Origin of the sequence: Brevundimonas sp. TWP2-1, from assembly GCF_049897645.1 — a bacterium.
In the GTDB taxonomy this organism is placed as follows: Bacteria; Pseudomonadota; Alphaproteobacteria; order Caulobacterales; family Caulobacteraceae; genus Brevundimonas.
This window is the reverse complement of sequence record NZ_JAFCWR010000001.1, coordinates 687,823-708,117: the sequence shown is the minus strand read 5'-3', so window position 1 is coordinate 708,117 and position 20,295 is coordinate 687,823. Positions and strand designations below refer to the sequence as shown.

The window sequence follows — 20,295 nt, the reverse complement described above, 5'->3', positions numbered from 1 at the left end:
CGGTTCGAGCGGCTGCGGAAGCCTCATTCGCCGAAGCCGCCGCCGCCCGGGGTCTCAATGACGAAGACGTCGCCGGGCGTCATGGAGACCTCGGCCGTCGAGGCCAGGGGGTCGACCGTCCTGTCCGCGCGTTCGATGCGGTTGATCCCCGTGGCGCCGGGCTTGCCGCCGTCGACCCCGAACGGCGGGACCCGGCGGCGGTTGGACAGGATGGCGGCGGTCATCGGCTCCAGGAACCGCACCCGTCGCACGGCGCCGTCGCCGCCCGTCCAGCGACCCGCGCCGCCGGAGCCTCGACGGATCGAGAACTCTTCCAGCAGGACGGGGAAGCGGGTTTCCAGCACTTCGGGATCGGTCAGGCGGCTGTTGGTCATATGGGTCTGGACCGCGCTGGTCCCGCCGAAATCAGGCCCGGCGCCAGAGCCTCCCGCGATGGTCTCGTAATACTGACGCGCATCGTCGCCGAAGGTGAAGTTGTTCATCGTCCCCTGGCTGGCGGCCAGCACGCCCAGGGCGCCGTACAGGGTGTCCACCACCGCCTGGCTGGTCTCGACATTGCCGGCGACCACGGCCGCCGGATAGCCAGGGTTCAGCATCGACCCCTCCGGCACGATGAGTTCGATCGGCTTCAGGCATCCCTCGTTCAGCGGGATGGCGTCGTCCACCAGGGTGCGGAAGACATAGAGGGCGGCCGCCCGCGTGATCGACAGGGGCGCATTGAAGTTGGTGGGGCGTTGCTCGCTGGTTCCGGTGAAGTCCACGACGGCGCTGCGGGCCTGAGCGTCAACGTCGATGCGGACGCGGATGACGGCGCCGTCGTCCATCTCATAGGCGAAGGCGCCGGGTTTGAGGGCGGCGATGGCGCGGCGCACGGCCTCTTCGGCATTGTCCTGAATATGACCCATATAAGCCGCGACCACCGGGCCGCCGAACTCCGCGGTCATGCGGACCAGTTCGTCGGCGCCGCGCGTGCAGGACGCGATCTGGGCCTTCAGATCGGCCAGGTTCTGATCGATGTTGCGCGACGGATGACGGCCCGAGGCGAACAGGGCCCGGGTTTCGGCCTCGCGCAGCCGCCCGGCGTCCACCAGCAGGAAGTCGTCGATCAGCACCCCCTCATCGTCCACCGTCCGCGACGAGGCGGGCATGGAGCCGGGCGTTGTTCCGCCTACGTCGGCATGGTGTCCGCGTGCGGCGACGAAGAAGGCCGGCGCGGCGTCATCGTCCAGGAAGACCGGCATGATGACGGTGATGTCGGGCAAATGCGTGCCGCCGTTGTAGGGGGCGTTCAGCATATAGACGTCGCCACGGTGCATACCGCCGCCTCCGCGCGAGGCGATCACCGTGCGAATGCTCTCGCCCATCGAGCCCAGGTGGACCGGGATGTGCGGGGCGTTGGCGATCAGGGCGCCGGTCGCGTCGAATATGGCGCAGGAGAAGTCCAGCCGCTCCTTGATGTTCACCGAATAGGCGGTGGCGCGCAGGGCCTCGCCCATCTGTTCGGCGCAGGCCATGAAGCGGCTGTTGAACACTTCCAGCATGATCGGATCGACATCCGTGCCGATGGCCGTTCGAGCGGGAAGGGCCACGACGCGCTCCAACAGCAGATTGGCCCGGGCGTCCACCGTCGCGCGCCACCCGGGCTCGACGACAGTGGTGCCTGTGTCTTCCAACAGGATGGCCGGGCCGTCGATGGCCAAGCCGGGCGTCAGGGCGTCGCGGCGGTGGACGGGGGTGGTTCGGTCCTCACCGGCCATGCGGACGGTCAGCTCGGCGATGGTCTGCAGTGAACCGCTCGCGGTGGTCGGCGTGTGCGCAGACGGCGCCTGGTCCGAATGGCCGATGGCTTCGACCTCCAGCGTTTCGACGACCAGGGCCTTGTCTTCGGCGAAGAAGCCGAAGCGGCGACGGTGGAGGTCCTCGAAGGCCTCGGCCATCGCTTCGGCGGGACCGAAGGGAATAACCAGGGGCGTGTCGGAGCCGGCGAATTTGATCTCGGCGCGCGCGACCGTGGAGACGGCGTCGGCCGCGAAACCCTGGGCTTTAAGATCGGCGCGCGCGGCCGTCGAAAGCTCGGCGATCCTGTCGGCCAGGGCCGTGTCGCGTGCGGCGGAGAGCGGCGTCGCCTCGGTCGCCTGGCGGATGGTCCGCACCTCGGCCAGGCCCATGCCATAGGCCGACAGGACGCCAGCGAACGGATGCAGCAGCACCCTGGTCATGCCGAGCGCATCGGCGACCAGACAGGCGTGCTGCCCGCCCGCGCCGCCGAAACAGTTCAGCACATAGCGGGTCAGATCATAGCCGCGCTGGATCGAGATCGAACGAATCGCCTCGGCCATGTTCTGGACGGCGATGGTGATGAAGCCTTCGGCCAGTTCGCCCGGCGTCGTCGCGCGCCCCGTCGCGGCCTCTACCTCGACCGCGAGGGCGGCGAATCGGTCGCGCACGGCCTCGGCGTCCAGCGACTGGTCGGCCTTCGGCCCGAAGACGGCCGGAAAAAAATCGGGGCTCAGCTTGCCCAGCATGACATTGCAGTCGGTCACCGTCAGCGGTCCGCCGCGCCGGTAGGCGGCCGGACCCGGCACGGCGCCGGCCGATTCGGGCCCGACCCGCAGGCGGCCGCCCTCGAACCGGCAGATCGAGCCGCCGCCCGCCGCGACCGTGTGGATGCTCAGCATTGGCGCGCGCAGCCGCACGCCGGCGACCACGGCGTCGGACGTCCGCTCATAGTCGCCGGCGAAATGCGACACGTCGGTCGAGGTGCCGCCCATGTCGAAGCCGATGGCGCGCTCGAATCCGGCCGCCTTGGCCGTCTCGGCCATGGCCACCACGCCGCCGGCCGGTCCCGACAGGATGGCGTCCTTGCCGCGGAAGGCGTCGGCCGCCGTGAGCCCGCCCGACGACTGCATGAACTGAAGCGGCGTCGCTTCGCCCAGGTCGGCGCCGACCCGGTCGACATAGGCTCCCAGGATGGGCGATAGATAGGCGTCGGCCACCGTGGTGTCGCCGCGCCCGATCAGCTTGATCAGCGCCCCGACCTCATGGCTGACCGAAACTTGGTCGAACCCGACCTCGCGCGCGATCTGCGCCAGCCGGACTTCGTGGGCGGTGAAACGCCAGCCGTGGACCAGAACAATGGCGACGGCGCGCAGGCCTGCGGCATGCGCCGCGATCAGATCCGAGCGCGCCTGCTCTTCATTCAGCGGTCGATCGATCGCGCCGTCCGCCCAGACACGTTCTTCGATTTCGATCACGCGATCATACAGTTGATCGTTCAGAACGATGTTGCGCACGAACAGCTCGGGCCGCGCCTGCCAGCCGATACGCAGGGCGTCGCCGAAGCCCTTGGTGATCGCCAGCAGCGTCGGCTCGCCCTTGCGTTCCAAAAGAGCGTTGGTCGCAACAGTCGTGCCCATCCGTACGTCCTCGACCAGGCCGGCCGGCAAAGGTCCCGAACCGACGCCCAAAATGCGGCGTATGCCTTCGACGGCCGCGTCGGCGTACTGTTCTGGATTGACCGACAGGAGCTTGCGGGTCTGCAACGCGCCGTCGGGTGCGCAGGCGACAACGTCAGTGAAGGTGCCGCCGCGGTCGATCCAGAACTTCCAGGGACCCGATGGAGGGGCTTTTGTCATGACAGTCCCTTTGCAAGACGTTCATCGGCTGTCGGCGATCGATTCAAGGCGAATGCCTGCAGGTCTCGAAAGCGCGGTCGTCCTCCAGGGCGCGACCTGTAGCGGGGCCGTTCACGTGTGGGCACGGGGCGCGGATAGGCTTGCGAAGCGGGCCGACGGGGCAGGCAAAGGCGTCTTTGGTCCGAGCGCGCAGGCTTTGCACCCAGAGATCTGTCAAATGCCGTCACGTGTCGGGCCATATTGACGGAAGGCGAGCCTAGCCCGCCGCCCATCTCGTAATCAGGAAAACGCCGCCGGCGATAACGGCCCAGGCGGCGAGGCTGGCGACGACCAGGGCCACCACCCGCACCTTGCCCGACCACTTCGGTTCAGGCGCGCCCCATAGCGGGCTTCCATTGTCGTGACGCATCGGCGGCTGGAACCTAAGCACATGCGAGCGCCGTTCGCATCCATCAAGCGCCAAATAGGATATTTGTGTGTTCCTACGGGCGCCGACCGAAATGAGCAGACCGAGAGATCGGGACCGCCACGTCCAGCAACGCAGTCGAGGCCCAAACGGAAAACACGTTGTTGATCTTCGCCGCCGTACCAAAGGCCGTTCCGGTCTGAAGATTGAATATGATCCGAGGGCCTCTGGCGGAACAGGTCCCGCCGGAGCGATCGGGCAGGCCTCAGCCGGTCAGGTTCGCCTGTATTGAGCGCCAGTGTTGCGGTTGACCTGCTCCATGACGTAGGCGGAAACGCTTTCCTGACGTCTTGGCTTGTTGTTGGCGGCCGCCCAACGCTTGAAATCTTTGACTCGCACGGTGACGGGCTCAGGGGTCAGGCCCATGTCTCTATATTTTGGGAGCTCGGCCTGGGTGCGAGCAAGCCACTCCGCGTATGTCGGGAGAAAGTTCGGATCGATCTTCAGCCATTCAGGCCAGTCGCTTTCGACGTACCAGATCACGAGCGCCTTCTGCATGGGGACCTCGAAGTGTGCCGTTCCGTCAAGCGTCGGTCGTGATGGGCCGGGGCGTTTGCGGAACCGCCGGCCCTTAGCTCCCCGCTAGAGCGAGCCGTCAGACCGGCTCAGCCTTGACGTTATCGGTTGCACCCGCTGCGCGCAATACCACAATCTGGAGGCTGCTTTTCGCCACCGATAGCTGGCCGATAAACCGCGCTTGCGGATTGACCAGGCCATCAGGGCCGATGGGGGCGAGGAGTCCCTCTCCACGGAAATCGCCCGCCGCGAAACCAGGAATGTCCGAGACGGGCCAGGTCCATGGCCGTGCCTGCGCTTCGCATATCGGTCGCTGGCGGCGCGCGATCGGGCGAAATGAACACAGGTGAAACGTCCTGGAACACCCTTCCAATCGGTATCCAGATAGGCGGGTGTATAGGTGGGTGTCGCCGATAAGAGCGGATTTATTCAATAAAATCAATGGAAATGGCGGAAGCGGTGGGATTCGAACCCACGGACGGCTCTCACCGTCGCTGGTTTTCAAGACCAGTGCCTTAAACCACTCGGCCACACTTCCTTGCCGCCGCAGCGGAGGCGGACGCCATAGCAGGCGAACGGGTCATTAACCAAAGCGGAAATGTCTTCGATCATCCTGTTTTCGTATTTTTGACGAGGCGGATCGATGACGTGTGGAAAATGGGTGCGCGGCGCCCTGATCCTGGGGCTGTTCTCGCTGATGGCCGCCTGTTCGACGGCGGGCGGCGCAAGCTTGGGCGGGACGCGCGACGAGGCGCGCCTGCCTGTGGTCAAGGACCCGGCGCCGATCGTGTCGGGGACGATGCGGCCGTATCAGGTGCGCGGACGCTGGTACACGCCCAAGGAACAGCCGGATTACGAAGAGGTCGGGATGGCGTCCTGGTACGGCGACGCCTTCAACGGGCGGCCGACCTCGACCGGCGAGCGGTTCGACATGCATGCCCTGACGGCGGCGCACAAGACCCTGCCGTTGCCCGGTCTGGTCGAGGTGACGAACCTGGACAACGGGCGGCGGCTGGTTGTGCGGATCAATGACCGGGGGCCGTTCGTGGACAGCCGGATCATCGACCTGTCGCGCGAAGCGGCGAATGAGCTGGGGATGCTGTCGCAGGGCGTGGGGCGGGTGCGGGTGCGCTATCTGGGCCGGGCGCCGCAGCAGGGCGGGGGCACGCTGTTGAGGGCGTCGGCGCCCGCGCCGCGCGCCTCGGCCCCTGTAAGCGCGCCCGTGAGCCGGCCCGTGTCGGTCGCCGCCGCGCCGGCCGCGCCCGCAGTGGATGAGGTCTCGATCTATTGGGTGCAGGCGGGGACCTTCTCGGATCATGGCGAGGCCCGACGAATCGCCGACAGCCTGAGCGGCTGGGTAAGGGCCGATTTGAACGGCGGACGGTTCAACGTCGTGGTGGGGCCGTGGGACAGCGCCAATGCGGCCGAAGCCGCCCGACAGTCGGTTGTGGCGCGGGGTTACGCGGGCGCCCTGTTGATATCCGGCAACTGATCGCGCGCACGGGCTTGCGCCGGACGGCGCCCGCGCGCCATGAAGGCGCGTGACCCGTGGACAATTCATAAGCTTCGAAGGCGGCGAGGGCGCCGGCAAGTCGACCCAGGTCGGGCGGCTGGTCGCGCGGCTGGAGCCCGTGCTGGGCGACCGGCAGGTGGTGCGGACCCGCGAGCCGGGCGGATCGAAGGGGGCGGAGGTGATCCGCAACCTTGTGGTGGCGAATGACGCCGAACCCTGGTCGGCCATGACCGAGACCCTGCTGATGTACGCCTCGCGCTCCGACCATCTGGAGCGGACGATCCGCCCGGCGCTGGCGGCCGGCGACTGGGTGGTGTGCGACCGGTTCGCCGACAGCAGTCGGGCCTATCAGGGCGCGGGCGGTGGCGTGGCCCAGAGCTTCATCGAGCAGATCGACGCGGGCGTGGTCGGGGCGGATCAGCCGGACCTGACCCTGGTGTTCGATCTGCCGGTCGAGGTGGGGCTGGAACGGGCCTTCGGGCGCGGCTTGTTCGAGACGCGGTTTGAATCCAAGGGGGTGGAGTTCCATCAGCGACTGCGCGAGGGCTTCTTGCGTATCGTCGAGGCCAATCCGCAGCGCTGCGTGCTGATCGATGCTGTGGGATCGCTGGACGAGGTCGAGGCGCGGGTGTGGCGGGCGGTTCAGGACCGGCTGCTGTGAGCGAGGACCATCCTCGCGATCGGTTCGACCTGATCCCCGACGCGGCGGCGGAAGCGGCCTTTCTGGATGCCTGGGAGCGCGGGCGGCTGCACCATGCCTGGCTGCTGTGCGGGGTCGAGGGGACGGGCAAGGCGACCTTCGCCTATCGCGCGGCGCGGCGGCTGCTGGGGGCGGCGGCCGATCCGGCGCGCGGGCCGCTGGGCGCCGGGCGCGAGGATCCGGTCAGCCGGCTGATCTCGGCCCAGTCGCATCCCGATCTGCTGGTGCTTGAGCGGCTGGTCGAGGGCGGCAAGACCAAGAAGTCGATCTCGGTCGATCAGTCGCGCGAACTGCCCGAGTTCTTTTCTAAGAGCCCGTCGCAGGCCCAGTATCGGGTGGCGATCATCGATGCGGCCGACGACTTGAACATCAACGCCGCCAACGCTTTGCTGAAGGTTCTTGAGGAGCCGCCCGAGCGGGGGGTGCTGTTCCTGGTGACCCATGCGCCGGGTCGGCTGCTGGCCACGATCCGGTCGCGCTGTCGCAGGCTGAGCTTTCCGATCTGGACGCCGGATCGGCTGGAGATCCTGGTGCGCAATCGCACGGGCGCGGAGCCGCAGGACGCCGAACATGCGGCCATCATGGCGGGGGGATCGCCGGGCGCGGCCCTGGCCTTGGCGTCGGGGGCGACCTTCGAGATGGATCAGTTGGCGCGACGCTGGGTCGAGGGCGACGTGGACCGGGCCGAGGCCCTGGCCATCGCTGACAAGTTCCGGGGCGCGGAGGGGCAGGAGCGGTTTGAGACCCTGATGGACCGGCTGATCGCGGCGGTGCGGATGCGGGCCTTGAGCAGCGCGCCGGGCGCCGGCAATCGCTGGGCCGAGCTGTGGGAGCGGCTGCAGCCGCTGCCGGAACGGGCGGCGGGATTGAATCTGGACAAGGCCGATGTGCTGGCCGGGGCTCTGGCGGACTTAAGGCGGGTCCAGGCCCAGCAGGCGCGGATGGGCTGATGCTGATCGACAGTCATGTGAACCTGCACGCGCCGCAGTTCGACGAGGACCGGGATGACGTGATCGCCCGGGCGCGTGAGGCGGGGGTCGGCCTGATGGTCGAGATCTCGGACAAGCTGACCACCTTCGAGGCGACCCACGCGATCGCCATGGCGCACGACGACATCTGGTGCACGGTCGGGGTCCATCCGCACGAGGCCAAGGATGCGGCGGATCTGACTGCGGCGACCCTGATCGATCTGGCGCAGCGGCCCAAGGTGGTCGGGATCGGCGAGTGCGGCCTGGACTTCCACTATGACTTCAGCCCGCGCGAGATCCAGGCGGCGGTGTTCCGCCAGCATGTGGCGGCGGCGCGGGAGACCGGTCTGCCGCTGGTGATCCATACCCGCGAAGCGGACGAGGTCATGGGGGCGATCCTGAAGGAGGAGCACGCCGCCGGGCCGTTCAAGATGCTGATGCACTGCTATACAAGCGGGGCGGAACTGGCGGGAATCGCAGCGGAACTGGGGGCCTGGTTCTCGGTCTCGGGGATCGCCACCTTCAAGGCGGCCGAGGATGTGCGGGCGGTGATCCGGGACATGCCCGGTGACCGTATAATCGTCGAGACCGACTGCCCCTATCTGGCGCCCATCCCGCATCGGGGGCGGCGCAATGAGCCGGCCTATATCAGCCATGTGCTGGACAAGCTGGCCGAGATCCGGGGCTGGGGCGCCGAGGAGGCGGACCAGAGAACGACCGAGGCCTTCTTCGGCCTCTTTGACCGGATACCGAGATCGGCATGAGCTTCGAAGTCGTCATCCTGGGCAGCGGATCGTCGGGCGGGGTGCCGCGCGGCGACGGGGACTGGGGCGCTTGTGATCCGGCCGAGCCGAAGAACCGACGGACGCGCTGCTCGATGCTGGCGAGGAAGACCGGGCCGGAGGGTGTGACCAACATCCTGATCGACACCTCGCCGGACCTGCGCGAACAGATGCTGGCCAGCGGGACGAAGCATGTCGATGCGGTCCTCTATACCCACGACCACGCCGACCAGACCCACGGGATCGACGATCTGCGCACCTTCGCCGCGCGGTCGAGGAAGCGAATTCCGGCCTGGATGGATGAGGCGACGCATGGCTCGCTGACGCATCGGTTCGATTATATCTTCGAGAGCAAGTTCGGTTATCCGGCGCTGCTGGATGGGCGGATCATTCCGGCCCACGGGACAGCCTGGTCGGTCGAGGGAGCGGGCGGGGCGATCCCGGTCACGACCTTCGACCAGGCGCACGGGCCGATCCGGTCGGTGGGGTATCGGCTGGGCGACATGGCCTATTCCAGCGACGTATCCGATCTGGACGAGGCGGCGCTGGCGGCCGTGGCCGGGTGCAAGATCTGGATCGTGGATGCCCTACGTTACGCGCCGCACCCGACCCATGCGCATCTGGACCGGGCTCTGGAATGGATCGCCGCCGCAGATGTGGAACGGGCGGTGCTGACGAACCTGCATATCGACATGGATTACAACGAACTGTCGGCGATTGTTCCCACCAACGTCGAGGTCGGATTCGACGGCTGGAGCCGGATGATCGGCTGAGACTGGCTGGTTTGACGGAGTGGAAAGCGCAGGCAGACAGCGTGGCCTACGCGCCACCTTTTGCCTACGCCGCGACCTTTGCAACCATCGACCGGGCGACGGCTTCGGCCACCTTGATGCCGTCAACGGCGGCCGACAGGATGCCGCCCGCATAGCCGGCGCCTTCGCCGGCAGGGAACAGGCCGCGCACGTTCAGGCTCTGGAAGTCGGCGCCGCGGGTCATTCGGATCGGGGATGAACTCCGGGTTTCGACGCCCGTCAGAACCGCCTGGGCGTCGTCGTAGCGGGCGATCTTGCGGCCGAAGACGGGCAGGGCCTCGCGCATGGCGGCGATCACATAATCGGGCATCAGGGGCGCCAGGTCGGTCGGGCGCACGCCCGGCTTATAGCTGGGGACGACCTCGCCCAGCGCGGTCGAGGGGCGGCCCGCCAGGAAGTCGCCGACCAGTTGGCCGGGCGCGAAATAGTCGCCGCCGCCGGCCGCATAGGCGCGGGTCTCCAGATCCCGTTGCAGTTCGATGCCCGCCAGCGGGTGGTCGCTCCCGTAATCCTCGGGCGAGATGCCGACCACGAAGCCGGAGTTGGCGTTCCGCTCGTTGCGCGAATATTGGCTCATGCCGTTGGTCACGACGCGGCCGGGCTCGCTGGTGGCCGCGACCACGGTGCCGCCCGGGCACATGCAGAAGCTGTAGACGGTGCGACCGTTGCTGCAATGGTGCGAAAGCGTGTAGGCCGCCGCACCAAGATCGGGGTGGCCGGCGCAAGGACCGAACATGGCCCGATCGATCCACGACTGCGGATGCTCGATGCGGAAGCCGATCGAGAAGGGCTTGGCCTCGATATGGACGCCGCGCTCGTAGAGAGTCTGGAAGGTGTCGCGCGACGAATGGCCGATGGCGAAGACCACGTGATCGGCCTCCAGCGTCTCGCCCGTATGCAGGCGCACGCCCCGGAGGGCGCCCTTGTCGAGATCGATGTCCGTGACCCGGTGCTCGAAGCGGTACTCGCCGCCCAGCCGTTCGATCTTCTCGCGCATGGCCTCGACCATGGTCACCAGGCGGAAGGTGCCGATGTGCGGGTGGGCCTCGGTCAGGATTTCCTCCGGCGCCCCGGCCGCGACGAATTCGGTCAACACCTTGCGGGCCAGGAAACTCGGATCCTTGATCTGGCTGTAGAGCTTGCCGTCGGAGAAGGTGCCCGCGCCGCCCTCGCCGAACTGCACGTTGGATTCCGGGTCCAACTTGCCTTTCCGCCACAGGTCCCAGGTGTCCCTCGTCCGCTCCCGCACCACCTTTCCGCGGTCGAGGATGATCGGCTTGAACCCCATCTCGGCCAGGATCAGCCCGGCGAACAAGCCGCACGGCCCGGCCCCGATCACGACCGGCCGAAGGCGCTCGGTCTTGGGCGCGACAACGACCGGGCGATAGGCGACGTCTGGCGTCGGCGCCACGTGCACGTCGTCCGCAAAGCGGGCCAGCACCGCCGACTCATCCCTCAGCTCGACGTCGAGGATGTAGACTTTCAGAATCGCGGATTTCCGGCGTGCATCGTGCGCCCGCTTCCATATCGACCAAGATATAAGATCGTGCGGCGGCACGCCCAAGCGGGCGGCGATCGCGGCGGGCAAGGCCTCCGGCGGATGGTCGAGGGGCAGCTTAAGTTCTGACAGGCGCAACATCCGGGCCGTTCTAGCCGCTCAAGTCTTTGGATCCTAGGCACAAGGCCTGGGATGGCGGGCTTAAGGCCTATGGGAAGCCGCCTCTCAGTCCGACCCCGCCTTATGCCCCTTCCAGTCGAACAACTCCTCCAGCACCTGCACCGCCTGGCCGCGCTCTGACGCCAGGTCGGGGTCGCGGTTGAGGATCAGGCGGGCGTCGTCGGCGGCGGCCAGCATCAGGGCGCGGTGGCGGATCGGGTCGGCGAAACGGTAGGCGGGGAAGCCGCTCTGTTTCAGGCCCAGGGGGTCGCCGCCGCCGCGCAGGCGGAAATCCTCCTCGGCGATGACGAAGCCGTCCTCGGTGCGGCGCAGGGTTTCGAGGCGTTCCTTGGCGGTCTCGCCGAGGGCGCCGTCCTGCCCGCCGTACAGCAGGATGCAGGAACTGGCCTTTGAGCCCCGTCCGACGCGGCCGCGCAGCTGGTGCAGCTGGGCCAGGCCGAAGCGGTCGGCGTGTTCGATGACCATGATGGAGGCGTTGGGCACATCGACCCCGACCTCGACCACGGTGGTGGCGACCAGCAGGGGGATGCGGCCGTCGGCGAAGTCGGCCATGACGGCTTCGCGCTCGGCGCCGGGCATCTGGCCGTGGGCCAGGCCGACCTCGACGCCCAGCAGGCGGCGCAGGTCGTCGGCGCGGTCGACGGCGGCGGCGAGATCGACGGCTTCCGATTCCTCGACGAGCGGACATATCCAATAGGCCTGGGCGCCGGCGTCGATGGCGGTCTTCAGCCGGGCGGCGACCTCGCCGATGCGGACCAACGGCACGACAGCGGTCGTGACGGGGGTGCGGCCCGGCGGCTTCTCCATCAGGCGGCTGACTTCCAGTTCGCCGTACTGGGTCAGTTCCAGGGTGCGGGGGATGGGGGTGGCCGACATGGTCAGCAGATGGACGGCGCCGATGCGCGGATCGCCTTTGGCCTGAAGTCGCTGGCGCTCGCTGACGCCGAACCGGTGCTGTTCGTCGATGACGGCGAGGGCCAAGCGGTCGAAGTGGACGGCGTCCTGGAACAGGGCGTGAGTGCCGATGGCGACCTTGGCGTGACCCGAAGCCAGGGCGGCCAGCTTCTCGCGCCTCTGGCCATTGGTGTCGCGGCCGGTCAGCAAGACGGAGGCGACGCCCGCCGACTCCAGCAGGGGGCCGAGTTTCTCGTAATGCTGGCGGGCCAGGATCTCGGTCGGGGCCATCAAAGCGGACTGGAAGCCGCTGGCGGCCGCGTCGGCCAGGGCCAGGGCGGCGACGGCGGTCTTGCCCGAACCGACGTCGCCCTGAAGCAGCCGGCCCATCTGTTTGCCCGAAACCAGATCACGGCGGATTTCGGCGACGGCCTGGGCCTGGGCGTTGGTCAAGGTGAAGGGCAGGGCCTGGAGCAGGTGGTCGGAGGCGGCGCCGGGGGCGATGACGGGCGAGGGCTTGATCTCGCGGGCGCGGCGACGGCGGGCCAGGGCCAACTGGTGGGCCAGGAATTCGTCATAGGCCAGGCGCTGGCGGGCGGGGGCGTCGGGCGTCAGGTCCAGCTCGCCCGTCGGGGCGTGCAGGGCGTCCAGCGCGGCGCGCCAGCCCAGCCAGTTCTGCTTCTTCAGCCAGGCGGGGTCCTGCCATTCCGGCAGGTCGGGGGCGGCGGGCAGGGCGACCTGGACCAGTTTGCGCAGCTGGCGCGAGGTCAGGCCCTGGGTCGCCGGATAGACGGGTTCGGAGGCGGGGATGTCGGCGGCCTTGTCCAGGGTGACGATGTCCGGGTGGACGATCTGGACCTCGCCGTTGAAGCGTTCGACCTTGCCTGAGACCAGCCGGGTCTCGCCGCGCGGCAGCAGCCGGTCGATATGCTGGGGCGAGCCGCCGAACCAGACCAGGTGGACGAAGCCGGTCGGGTCGCTGGCGCGGACTTTCAGCGGTGCGCCGGGGCGGCTGGGGACGAACAGGCGGTCGATGACGATCTCGAAGATCCCGACCTCGCCGTCCACGGCGGTCGCCGCCTCCATCGGCCGGCGCACGATGACGCCGGAGGGGCTGAGGAAGGCCAGGTCGCGCACCAGCGGCCCCGCCACCTTCTGCACCAGGGGCAGGACGCGGGGGCCCACGCCCTTCAGGCTGGAGACCTCGGCGAACAGGGGAAAGAGAATCTGCGGACGCATCGCCGGGAACATAGCGTGACCATGACGGGTGGCGAAGTGGGCGAAGGAGCGCTATCTGCGCTTCTTCCATTTTAGGACGCTAAGGTTCGCCACGCGGCGGATCGCGGCTTGAACGTCCTTCAACCTTGCCGGGCCAGGATTGCTTGTGACCGAAATCCCCCAAGACGACAGTGGCGACCAAACGGCCCTGGAGCGCAAGCAGCGGCTGGGCCGTATCCAGTTCCGGTCCTGGCGGCGCGGTTTCCGCGAGGCCGACATGGTGCTGGGCCCGTTTTCGGACCAGGTGGCGCCGACTCTGACGGACGCCGAGCTGGATCAGCTCGAACTGCTGATCGACGAGGAAGACCAGTGGCTCTACGGCTGGATCATCGAGCGTGACCCCACACCGCCCGAGTTCGAGACGCCCGTGATGGCCAAGGTTCGCGCCTTCATGCGCGAGCATGTGGCCGCAGAGGTCGGCAAGGGCATCGGTTGATGGATCAACAGGTCACTGTGCAGCACCGCACCGACGCCGATCTGGGCGGGGCGCCGGAGGGGCTGGACGCCCTGGTTGTCGCCGAGCGGATCGCGAAGGATGGCGGCGTCGGCGTGTTCGTGGCGCGCGACTATCAGCGGTCGGGCGGTTTCGTTCAGGCGTTCCGATTCTTTTCTCAAGAGATCGAGATCCTGGAATATCCGGCCTGGGACTGTCTGCCCTATGACCGGCTGAGCCCCACGGCGGGCATCGCGGCCCAGCGGATGGCGACCCTGACCCGTCTGGCCCTGCGCAAGCCTGACGACGCCCCGGTCCTGGTGGTGACGACGGTGTCGGCGGCCATGCAACGCACCCCGCCCCGGTCGGTGACGACCCAGGCCGGGTTCGAGACCAAGGTCGGGCGCGATCTCGATATCCAGGCGCTGGAGCGGTATTTCGCGGCCAACGGCTATGTCCGGGCATCGACCGTGTCGGAGCGCGGCGAGTTCGCCGTGCGGGGCGGGGTGGTGGATGTCTATCCGCCTGGCTTCGAGGAGCCGGTGCGGCTGGACATGTTCGGGTCCGAGCTGGAGTCTATCCGCACCTTCGACCCCGAGACCCAGCGATCGACGGGGCAGATGACTGAGGTGTCGCTGGCGCCCGTGTCGGAGGCCCTGCTGGATGCGGCGGCGATTTCGCGCTTCCGCACCGGCTATCTGAACCTGTTCGGCGCGCCGGGCGACGACCCGCTTTATGCGACGATCAGCGAGGGCGCGCGGCGTCAGGGCATGGAGCAGTGGCTGCCGCTGTTTTACGAGACCCTGGACAGCCTGTTCGACTATCTGCCGGATCGGGCGCTGATCTTCCTGGACAATCAGGCCGAGAGCGCGCGGGCCGAGCGGTGGGACCTGATCGCCGACGCCTATGAGGGCAGGGCCGAAGCCGCCAAGACCAAGGGCCATGCGGCGGCCAATCGGGCGCTTCCGCCCCGATCGCTGTATCTGGACGCCGGCGACTGGAACCAGGCGCTGGCGGGGCGCGCCGTGCGTCGGTTTACGCCGTTCTCGGGCGGCGGCGAGGATGCGGGCGGCCGGTTGGGTCGGACCTTTGCGGCCGAGCGGGCGCAGGACAGCGTCAACCTGTTCGAGGCGGTGGCGGCCCATGCCGCGGCGCTGAAGGCCGACGGCAAGCGGGTGCTGTTCGCCTCGTGGACCGAGGGCTCGTCGGAACGTCTGGCGACCATGCTGGCCGACCACGGCCTGGATCATATCGTCGCCGTGCGCGACTGGGCCGATGTCCAGACCGCGCCCAAGGACCTTTATCTGCGCGGCGTCCTGCCGGTCGAGCATGGGTTTGCGACGGACGAGGTCGCGGTCATTTCAGAGACCGACATCCTGGGCGACCGTCTGGCGCGACCACGCAAGAAGCGGCGGGCGTCGAACTTCCTGGCCGAGGCCTCGGCCCTGACGACCGGCGACCTGGTGGTGCACCTGGATCACGGCATCGGCCGCTACGAAGGTCTGAAGACGCTGGATATCCAGCAGGCCCCGCACGACTGCCTGGAGTTGTTGTACGCCGGTGAGAGCAAACTCTATCTACCGGTCGAAAATATTGATCTTTTGACCCGATACGGTTCGGATTCAGAAGGCGCGCAGCTGGACCGACTAGGCGGCGCCGGCTGGCAGGCGCGCAAGTCAAAGGCCAAGGAACGTCTGCGCGCCATGGCCGAGGGGCTGATCGCGCTCGCCGCCAAGCGGGCGCTGCGCGAGACCGACGCGGTGGTGCCGCCGCCGGGCCTGTTCGCCGAATTCTGCGCCCGCTTCCCCTACGAGGAGACGGACGATCAGCTGAACGCCATCGGCGATGTGCTGGAAGATTTGGGCAAGGGCACGCCGATGGATCGCCTGATCTGCGGCGACGTCGGCTTCGGCAAGACCGAGGTGGCGCTGCGGGCCGCCTTCGTGGTGGCCATGACGGGGCAGCAGGTGGCCATCGTCGCGCCGACCACCCTGCTGGCGCGCCAGCACTACAAGACCTTCACCGAACGGTTCGCCGGTTGGCCGGTGAAGGTGCGGCAATTGTCGCGGATGGTGGGGGGCAAGGAGGCGTCGGAAACGCGGGCCGGCCTGAAGGACGGCTCGGTGGAGATCGTGGTCGGCACCCATGCGGTGCTGTCCGAACAGGTCGGCTTCCGTGACTTGGGCCTGGTCATCGTCGACGAGGAGCAGCACTTCGGCGTCAAGCACAAGGAGAAGCTGAAGTCGCTGCGCGCCGACGTGCACCTGCTGACCCTGACCGCCACGCCGATCCCGCGCACCCTGCAGATGGCGCTGTCGGGCATTCGTGAGATGTCGATTATCGCCACCCCGCCGGTCGATCGCCTGGCGGTGCGGACCTATGTGACGCCGTGGGATCCGGTGCTGGTGCGCGAGGCCCTGCTGCGTGAGAAATATCGTGGCGGTCAGGCCTATTATGTCGCGCCGCGCCTGAAGGACCTGCCGGCCATCGAGAAATTCCTGCGCGAACAGGTGCCCGAGGTGAAGTTTGTCGTCGGCCACGGCCAGATGGCGCCGACCCAGCTGGAGGAGGTGATGAGCGCCTTCTACGACGGCGAGTACGATGTGCTGGTCTCGACCACCATCGTCGAGAGCGGGCTGGATATTCCGACGGCCAATACGCTGGTGGTGCACCGCGCCGACATGTTCGGCCTGGCGCAGCTGTACCAGATCCGGGGCCGGGTCGGCCGGTCCAAGGCGCGGGCCTTCGCCTATCTGACCACGGACGCGGTCAAGCCGATGACCCTGTCGGCCGAGCGGCGGTTGCAGGTGCTGCAGTCGCTGGACAATCTGGGCGCCGGCTTCCAGCTGGCCAGCCACGACCTGGACCAGCGCGGCGGCGGCAATCTGCTGGGCGACGAACAGTCGGGCCATATCCGCGAGGTCGGGGTCGAACTGTATCAGCAGATGCTGGAAGACGCGGTCGCCGAGCTACGCGAGAAGGGCGAGGGAGCGAACGTGGATCGTGGCTGGTCGCCGTCGATCAATGTGGGCGCTTCCGTTTTGATTCCAGAGGAATACGTCCCGGACCTGAACGTTCGTCTGAGTCTGTACCGCCGCCTGTCCGACGCCGAACAGGCCGAGGATCGCGAAGCCCTGGCCGCCGAACTGATCGACCGGTTCGGGCCGCTGCCGGACGAGGCGCAGCAGTTGCTGAAGATCGTCGGGATCAAGTCCAACTGCCGCCGGGCCTGTATCGAGAAGATCGACATCGGGCCGCGCGGCGCGGTTTTGACCCTGCGCGACAACAGTTTTCCGAACCCGATGGGGCTGGTGGGGCTGATCCAGAAGAACCAGGCGTTCTGGAAGATCCGGCCAGACCAGAAGATCGTGGTGTCCGGCGACTGGCCGACGCCCGAAGAGCGGCTAAAGGTGGCGGAGCGGATCACCGCCGACCTGGCGCGGGTGGCGGGGACTTAAGCCCTCAGCGCGTCTTTTCGAACAGGTCGGCGGATGCGCGCTCCAGCAGGGCGGCGGCGCTTTCGTTCGGCTGCATCTCGGCGGCGCCGACGTCGAACTCTGCGACGAAGGGCGAGCGGTCGGGGCCGGCGTCGAAGGCGGTGCAGCCGATGACGGCGGCGATGCGCTCGGCCGCCAGGCGCGCGGGTTCGGCGTGGGTGGCCGGCAAGGCTAGGGCGAAGACTTCCTTGGCCAGGCGGGCAGGCGTGTCCTCGACGCGGACCAGACGCGAGACCATGGCCCCGATCTGGGGCATGGCGCGGTCCAGCCAGCCGCCCTGACGCGCCCAGGTGACGGACTCGGTTTGGCGAACGCGCAGCACGCAGACCGACAGCGGACGCTTGCGCGCGCGAGACGCCTCGGCGACGCGGCCCAGATGGCTGGCGAACAGTTCGGGCGTGAAGAGGCCTGTCGCGGGATCCATCAGCTCCAGGCTGCGCACTGAATCCAGCGTCTTGCGGATACCCAAATGGGTGCGGTGGGCGCCGGCCAGGGCCAGGATGCGCTCGGCCGTCTCACCCTCCGGCGTATCGGCCGAGGCGACGTCGGCGAAGCCGCGGTTGAACAGCTCGGACAGGCTGATCTCGTTCTTGCCGCGCAGATAGAGCATCAGCGGGATGTGATAGAGGCGCGTGTTGCGCTTCATGCCCGCCGCGATGGACAGGGCCGGTGCATGATCCTCGGCGCCCCACAGCACGGCGGCGTCGAACGGGCTTTCGTGTAGATAGTCGAAGGCGGTGTAGGGGGTGGGGGCGGCGACGACCTCGACGCCCGCAGCGGTCAGGGCGTTGGACAGGGCCAGGAAGCGGCGATCCGCGACGCCGGCCGCCAGAACCCGCAGCGGTCCGTCGTCATCGAAACGGACATGCAGCTTTATGTCCTGCTTTGCAAAGGTGGTCACCCGCAGGTGAAACTCTTCCTCGGCGATGGCGGCGCGACCCAATTGCTCCAGCCGCAGGGCGGCCTGTGCCGGATGAGGCGGGGTGGACATGGTCAGGTCCGCGCCCTTGATCGAATCGGGGCGGGCGCCGATGACCATGATCGGCAGACGGCGCGGCTCGGCCGCCGCGCGCAGGCGGGTCGCCACGTCCAGGCCAAAGGCAGCGATGTCGATAACGGCGGCTTCCAGCGGAAAGTCCTGAAGCGTCATCTCGGCCGAGACGAGGTCGCGCGCCGTGACGGTGCGCCAGCCCAGCGCGTCCAGCCCCGCAGCGAGCGGCCCGATCCGGCCGTCGTCAGCCGCCAGGATCAATACACGCGCGTCGAAAGCCAAGCCGGTCGTCTCCGTAAGTCGCCGCGCCCATAGCCAGCCGGAGACGCGCAGACCATAGCGACGAGGGTGTTAAGGATGCAATGTCACGGCGGGCGGAACCAAGGCGTCCACGAGAAAGTCCGTCCTCACGCGGATGAGACTTTCGCGACCCACGAAATCCGCTAGGTTCCGCCGCTTGTTGCAACGGTTGTGGGGACCGGCTTGAGCGAACAGCTGACACGATCGGTCCTAAAGGCGCCCGGATTCTGGGGCGGACTGGCCGTGCGGGCCTTCGCCCGCAGCTGGGGACGCGACGTCATGCTCTATACGGGCGGTGTGTCGTTCTTCGCCCTGCTTGCGGTGTTTCCGGCCATCGCCATCCTGATCGGCTTCTACAAGCTGGGCCTGTCGATCAGCGAGGTCAGCGCCCAGGCGGCCGCTCTGTCGGATCTGCTGCCGAAGGCCGCGCAGAACATCTTCCAGGGTGAGATCACGCGGCTGAGCAACGCCTCGGCGCGGACGGTCTCGGCCCAGAGCGCCTTTGCGCTGTTCGTCGGCGCCTATGCGGCGCACAGGGGATTCAAGGCCTTGTTGGCGGGACTGAACCTGATCCATGACGAGACCGAGCCGCACGGCTTCTTCAAGTTCAACCTGTTGGCCTTCTTCGTCGCCATCTTCGCCTTCGGCCTGTTCACCGTGGTGTCCGGGGCCGTCGTGACGGTGCGGATCCTGGCCCATGCCTCGGCGGCGGCGGGATCGCCGATGCGCAGCGGGATTGCGCCGCTGGACGCCTTCCTGCCTGCCATCGGGCTCGTGATCGGACTGACGCTGCTCTATCGCTACGCCATGAGCCACCGGACGCCGGTGGCCTGGCTGCCGGCGACGGCGGGCGGCCTGGTGGCGACGTTGATGTCGGTCGTGTCGTCGTGGCTGTGCGCCATCTATGTCGAACAGATCGCGCCCCTGGGGGCCACCTATGGGTCGGTTGGCGCCGTGGTGGTGCTGCTGATCTGGCTGTCGTGGAACGTCAACGCCATCTTCTACGGCGGGGCCTTTGCGACCGAGATGGAACTGGCGGCCAGGGCGCAGGCCGTAGCCGACCAGGAACCGGCCAGCGTGGTCAATCTGTCGGAGCGTCGCGCCATTCGCCGGTCTCGACCGTAAGACGCAGCAGGCCTTCCGTCTCTTCGACCCCGATCATCCGGCCGTTCTTCTGAGACATCAGGAAGGGCACATCGATCCGCGCCATCGGGTCGGTGGCGAGCAGAATAAAGCGCGAGCCGGGCGCAGCGCTGTCCATCGCCTTCATCAACCTGAGACTGGGTACGGGGCAGCGGTGGCCCCTGGCGTCGACGACTACGGGATCGCTCACGCCAACCTGTCCGCCAGCATGTCCAGAGCGATGCGGACGCTGGCCAGGCGGACGGCGTCGCGGCCGATGTCGCCGAATCGCTCCTCGCGGTGGATCTGGCCGGCGGGACCGCAGGCTGCGAAATGCACCAGGCCGACCGGTTTCTCGTCCGATCCGCCGCCGGGGCCGGCGACGCCGGTGATCGAGACCGAGACGGCGGCGCGCGACCGGGCGACGGCGCCCAGGGCCATGGCGCGGGCGGTCGCCTCGGACACCGCCCCGTGGGCGGCCAGTGTCGCCTCCGGCACGTCCAGCATCTGCATCTTGGCGTCGTTGCTGTAGGTGACGAAGCCCCTGTCCAGCGCGGAAGATGAGCCGGGAATGGCTGTCAGGGCCGCCGCGACCAGGCCGCCGGTGCAGCTTTCGGCCGTGGCCAGCATCAGGCCGCGTTCGGTCGCGGTTGCGACGATCTGTTGCGCCTTGCGCTGGATGTCTTGGGCAAACATGGCCTTTTCATAGG

Annotated in this window: 16 protein-coding genes and 1 tRNA gene; 8 read left to right on the top strand and 9 right to left on the bottom strand. The window is 67.9% G+C overall.

The annotated features are described in order from the left end of the window. Positions 1-23: 23 nt before the first annotated feature. The 4 genes from ACP7BH_RS03655 to ACP7BH_RS03640 all read right to left on the bottom strand — a co-directional run bounded on the left by ACP7BH_RS03655 (position 24) and on the right by ACP7BH_RS03640 (position 5,155). Positions 24-3,635, bottom strand: a complete 3,612-nt coding sequence (locus ACP7BH_RS03655) for a hydantoinase B/oxoprolinase family protein (RefSeq protein WP_425983631.1) — start codon at positions 3,633-3,635, stop codon at positions 24-26. 256 nt (positions 3,636-3,891) lie between these two features. Next, positions 3,892-4,044: a hypothetical protein gene (locus tag ACP7BH_RS03650; RefSeq protein ID WP_425983633.1), complete on the bottom strand. Its 153-nt coding sequence runs from the start codon at positions 4,042-4,044 to the stop codon at positions 3,892-3,894. A 270-nt stretch (positions 4,045-4,314) separates the two neighbouring features. Continuing rightward, positions 4,315-4,599: a hypothetical protein gene (locus ACP7BH_RS03645; protein WP_425983635.1), complete on the bottom strand. Its 285-nt coding sequence runs from the start codon at positions 4,597-4,599 to the stop codon at positions 4,315-4,317. 466 nt (positions 4,600-5,065) lie between these two features. Continuing rightward, a tRNA-Ser gene (locus ACP7BH_RS03640) sits at positions 5,066-5,155 on the bottom strand. Between the two features lie 105 nt (positions 5,156-5,260). Here ACP7BH_RS03640 and ACP7BH_RS03635 point away from each other — a divergent pair. Genes ACP7BH_RS03635 through ACP7BH_RS03615 form a run of 5 tightly spaced genes read left to right on the top strand, consistent with a single transcriptional unit; the run spans position 5,261 to position 9,353 of the window. After that, entirely contained in the window at positions 5,261-6,109 is an 849-nt protein-coding gene (locus ACP7BH_RS03635) for a septal ring lytic transglycosylase RlpA family protein (protein ID WP_425983637.1), read from the top strand. A 49-nt stretch (positions 6,110-6,158) separates the two neighbouring features. Then, a complete protein-coding gene (gene tmk, locus ACP7BH_RS03630; RefSeq protein ID WP_425983639.1) occupies positions 6,159-6,791 on the top strand; it encodes a dTMP kinase in 633 nt (210 codons plus the stop codon). Then, the gene (locus ACP7BH_RS03625) at positions 6,788-7,780 is read left to right on the top strand and encodes a DNA polymerase III subunit delta' (RefSeq protein WP_425983641.1); all 993 of its coding nucleotides are present in this window, start codon (positions 6,788-6,790) and stop codon (positions 7,778-7,780) included. The genes tmk and ACP7BH_RS03625 overlap by 4 nt, the downstream gene beginning before the upstream one ends. After that, entirely contained in the window at positions 7,780-8,562 is a 783-nt protein-coding gene (locus ACP7BH_RS03620; protein WP_425983643.1) for a TatD family hydrolase, read from the top strand. Before ACP7BH_RS03625 ends, ACP7BH_RS03620 begins: the two co-directional genes overlap by 1 nt. Then, positions 8,559-9,353, top strand: coding sequence for an MBL fold metallo-hydrolase (locus ACP7BH_RS03615; RefSeq protein WP_425983645.1), 795 nt, complete (start codon positions 8,559-8,561; stop codon positions 9,351-9,353). Before ACP7BH_RS03620 ends, ACP7BH_RS03615 begins: the two co-directional genes overlap by 4 nt. A gap of 64 nt (positions 9,354-9,417) precedes the next feature. Here ACP7BH_RS03615 and ACP7BH_RS03610 read toward each other — a convergent pair whose 3' ends face one another. Further along, positions 9,418-11,031 (bottom strand): NAD(P)/FAD-dependent oxidoreductase, encoded by a 1,614-nt coding sequence (locus ACP7BH_RS03610; RefSeq protein WP_425983647.1) that lies wholly within the window; start codon positions 11,029-11,031, stop codon positions 9,418-9,420. 84 nt (positions 11,032-11,115) lie between these two features. Beyond that, positions 11,116-13,203 (bottom strand): ATP-dependent DNA helicase RecG, encoded by a 2,088-nt coding sequence (recG, locus tag ACP7BH_RS03605; RefSeq protein ID WP_425983648.1) that lies wholly within the window; start codon positions 13,201-13,203, stop codon positions 11,116-11,118. 145 nt (positions 13,204-13,348) lie between these two features. On the opposite strand from recG, the gene ACP7BH_RS03600 reads away from it, so the two are divergent. Both ACP7BH_RS03600 and mfd read left to right on the top strand, forming a co-directional pair. Then, positions 13,349-13,678 carry a succinate dehydrogenase assembly factor 2 gene (locus tag ACP7BH_RS03600; protein ID WP_271166269.1) on the top strand — a complete coding sequence of 110 codons (330 nt, stop codon included), beginning with the start codon at positions 13,349-13,351 and terminating at the stop codon, positions 13,676-13,678. Continuing rightward, positions 13,678-17,133 (top strand): transcription-repair coupling factor, encoded by a 3,456-nt coding sequence (gene mfd, locus ACP7BH_RS03595; RefSeq protein WP_425983650.1) that lies wholly within the window; start codon positions 13,678-13,680, stop codon positions 17,131-17,133. The genes ACP7BH_RS03600 and mfd overlap by 1 nt, the downstream gene beginning before the upstream one ends. 4 nt (positions 17,134-17,137) lie before the next feature. Here the strand turns inward: mfd and ACP7BH_RS03590 are convergent, their stop codons facing one another. Beyond that, positions 17,138-18,445, bottom strand: a complete 1,308-nt coding sequence (locus ACP7BH_RS03590; protein WP_425983652.1) for a diguanylate cyclase domain-containing protein — start codon at positions 18,443-18,445, stop codon at positions 17,138-17,140. A gap of 297 nt (positions 18,446-18,742) precedes the next feature. On the opposite strand from ACP7BH_RS03590, the gene ACP7BH_RS03585 reads away from it, so the two are divergent. Beyond that, on the top strand, positions 18,743-19,588 hold the full coding sequence (locus ACP7BH_RS03585; RefSeq protein ID WP_425984810.1) for a YihY/virulence factor BrkB family protein: 846 nt from the start codon (positions 18,743-18,745) through the stop codon (positions 19,586-19,588). Here ACP7BH_RS03585 and ACP7BH_RS03580 read toward each other — a convergent pair. Further along, positions 19,545-19,796: a sulfurtransferase TusA family protein gene (locus ACP7BH_RS03580; RefSeq protein ID WP_425983654.1), complete on the bottom strand. Its 252-nt coding sequence runs from the start codon at positions 19,794-19,796 to the stop codon at positions 19,545-19,547. The two genes, ACP7BH_RS03585 and ACP7BH_RS03580, sit on opposite strands and share 44 nt — an antisense overlap. After that, positions 19,793-20,281, bottom strand: coding sequence for a CinA family protein (locus ACP7BH_RS03575; RefSeq protein ID WP_425983656.1), 489 nt, complete (start codon positions 20,279-20,281; stop codon positions 19,793-19,795). Before ACP7BH_RS03575 ends, ACP7BH_RS03580 begins: the two co-directional genes overlap by 4 nt. Positions 20,282-20,295 lie beyond the last annotated feature (14 nt).

Excerpts from the sequence above, each read along its gene's own strand:
- ACP7BH_RS03615 (WP_425983645.1), top strand. The coding sequence starts at position 8,559 with ATGAGCTTCGAAGTCGTCATCCTGGGCAGCGGATCGTCGGGCGGGGTG.
- recG (WP_425983648.1), bottom strand. The coding sequence starts at position 13,203 with ATGCGTCCGCAGATTCTCTTTCCCCTGTTCGCCGAGGTCTCCAGCCTG.
- ACP7BH_RS03575 (WP_425983656.1), bottom strand. The coding sequence starts at position 20,281 with ATGTTTGCCCAAGACATCCAGCGCAAGGCGCAACAGATCGTCGCAACC.
- mfd (WP_425983650.1), top strand. The coding sequence starts at position 13,678 with ATGGATCAACAGGTCACTGTGCAGCACCGCACCGACGCCGATCTGGGC.
- ACP7BH_RS03650 (WP_425983633.1), bottom strand. The coding sequence starts at position 4,044 with ATGCGTCACGACAATGGAAGCCCGCTATGGGGCGCGCCTGAACCGAAG.
- ACP7BH_RS03655 (WP_425983631.1), bottom strand. The coding sequence starts at position 3,635 with ATGACAAAAGCCCCTCCATCGGGTCCCTGGAAGTTCTGGATCGACCGC.
- ACP7BH_RS03620 (WP_425983643.1), top strand. The coding sequence starts at position 7,780 with ATGCTGATCGACAGTCATGTGAACCTGCACGCGCCGCAGTTCGACGAG.
- ACP7BH_RS03610 (WP_425983647.1), bottom strand. The coding sequence starts at position 11,031 with ATGTTGCGCCTGTCAGAACTTAAGCTGCCCCTCGACCATCCGCCGGAG.
- ACP7BH_RS03635 (WP_425983637.1), top strand. The coding sequence starts at position 5,261 with ATGACGTGTGGAAAATGGGTGCGCGGCGCCCTGATCCTGGGGCTGTTC.
- ACP7BH_RS03585 (WP_425984810.1), top strand. The coding sequence starts at position 18,743 with ATGCTCTATACGGGCGGTGTGTCGTTCTTCGCCCTGCTTGCGGTGTTT.
- ACP7BH_RS03645 (WP_425983635.1), bottom strand. The coding sequence starts at position 4,599 with ATGCAGAAGGCGCTCGTGATCTGGTACGTCGAAAGCGACTGGCCTGAA.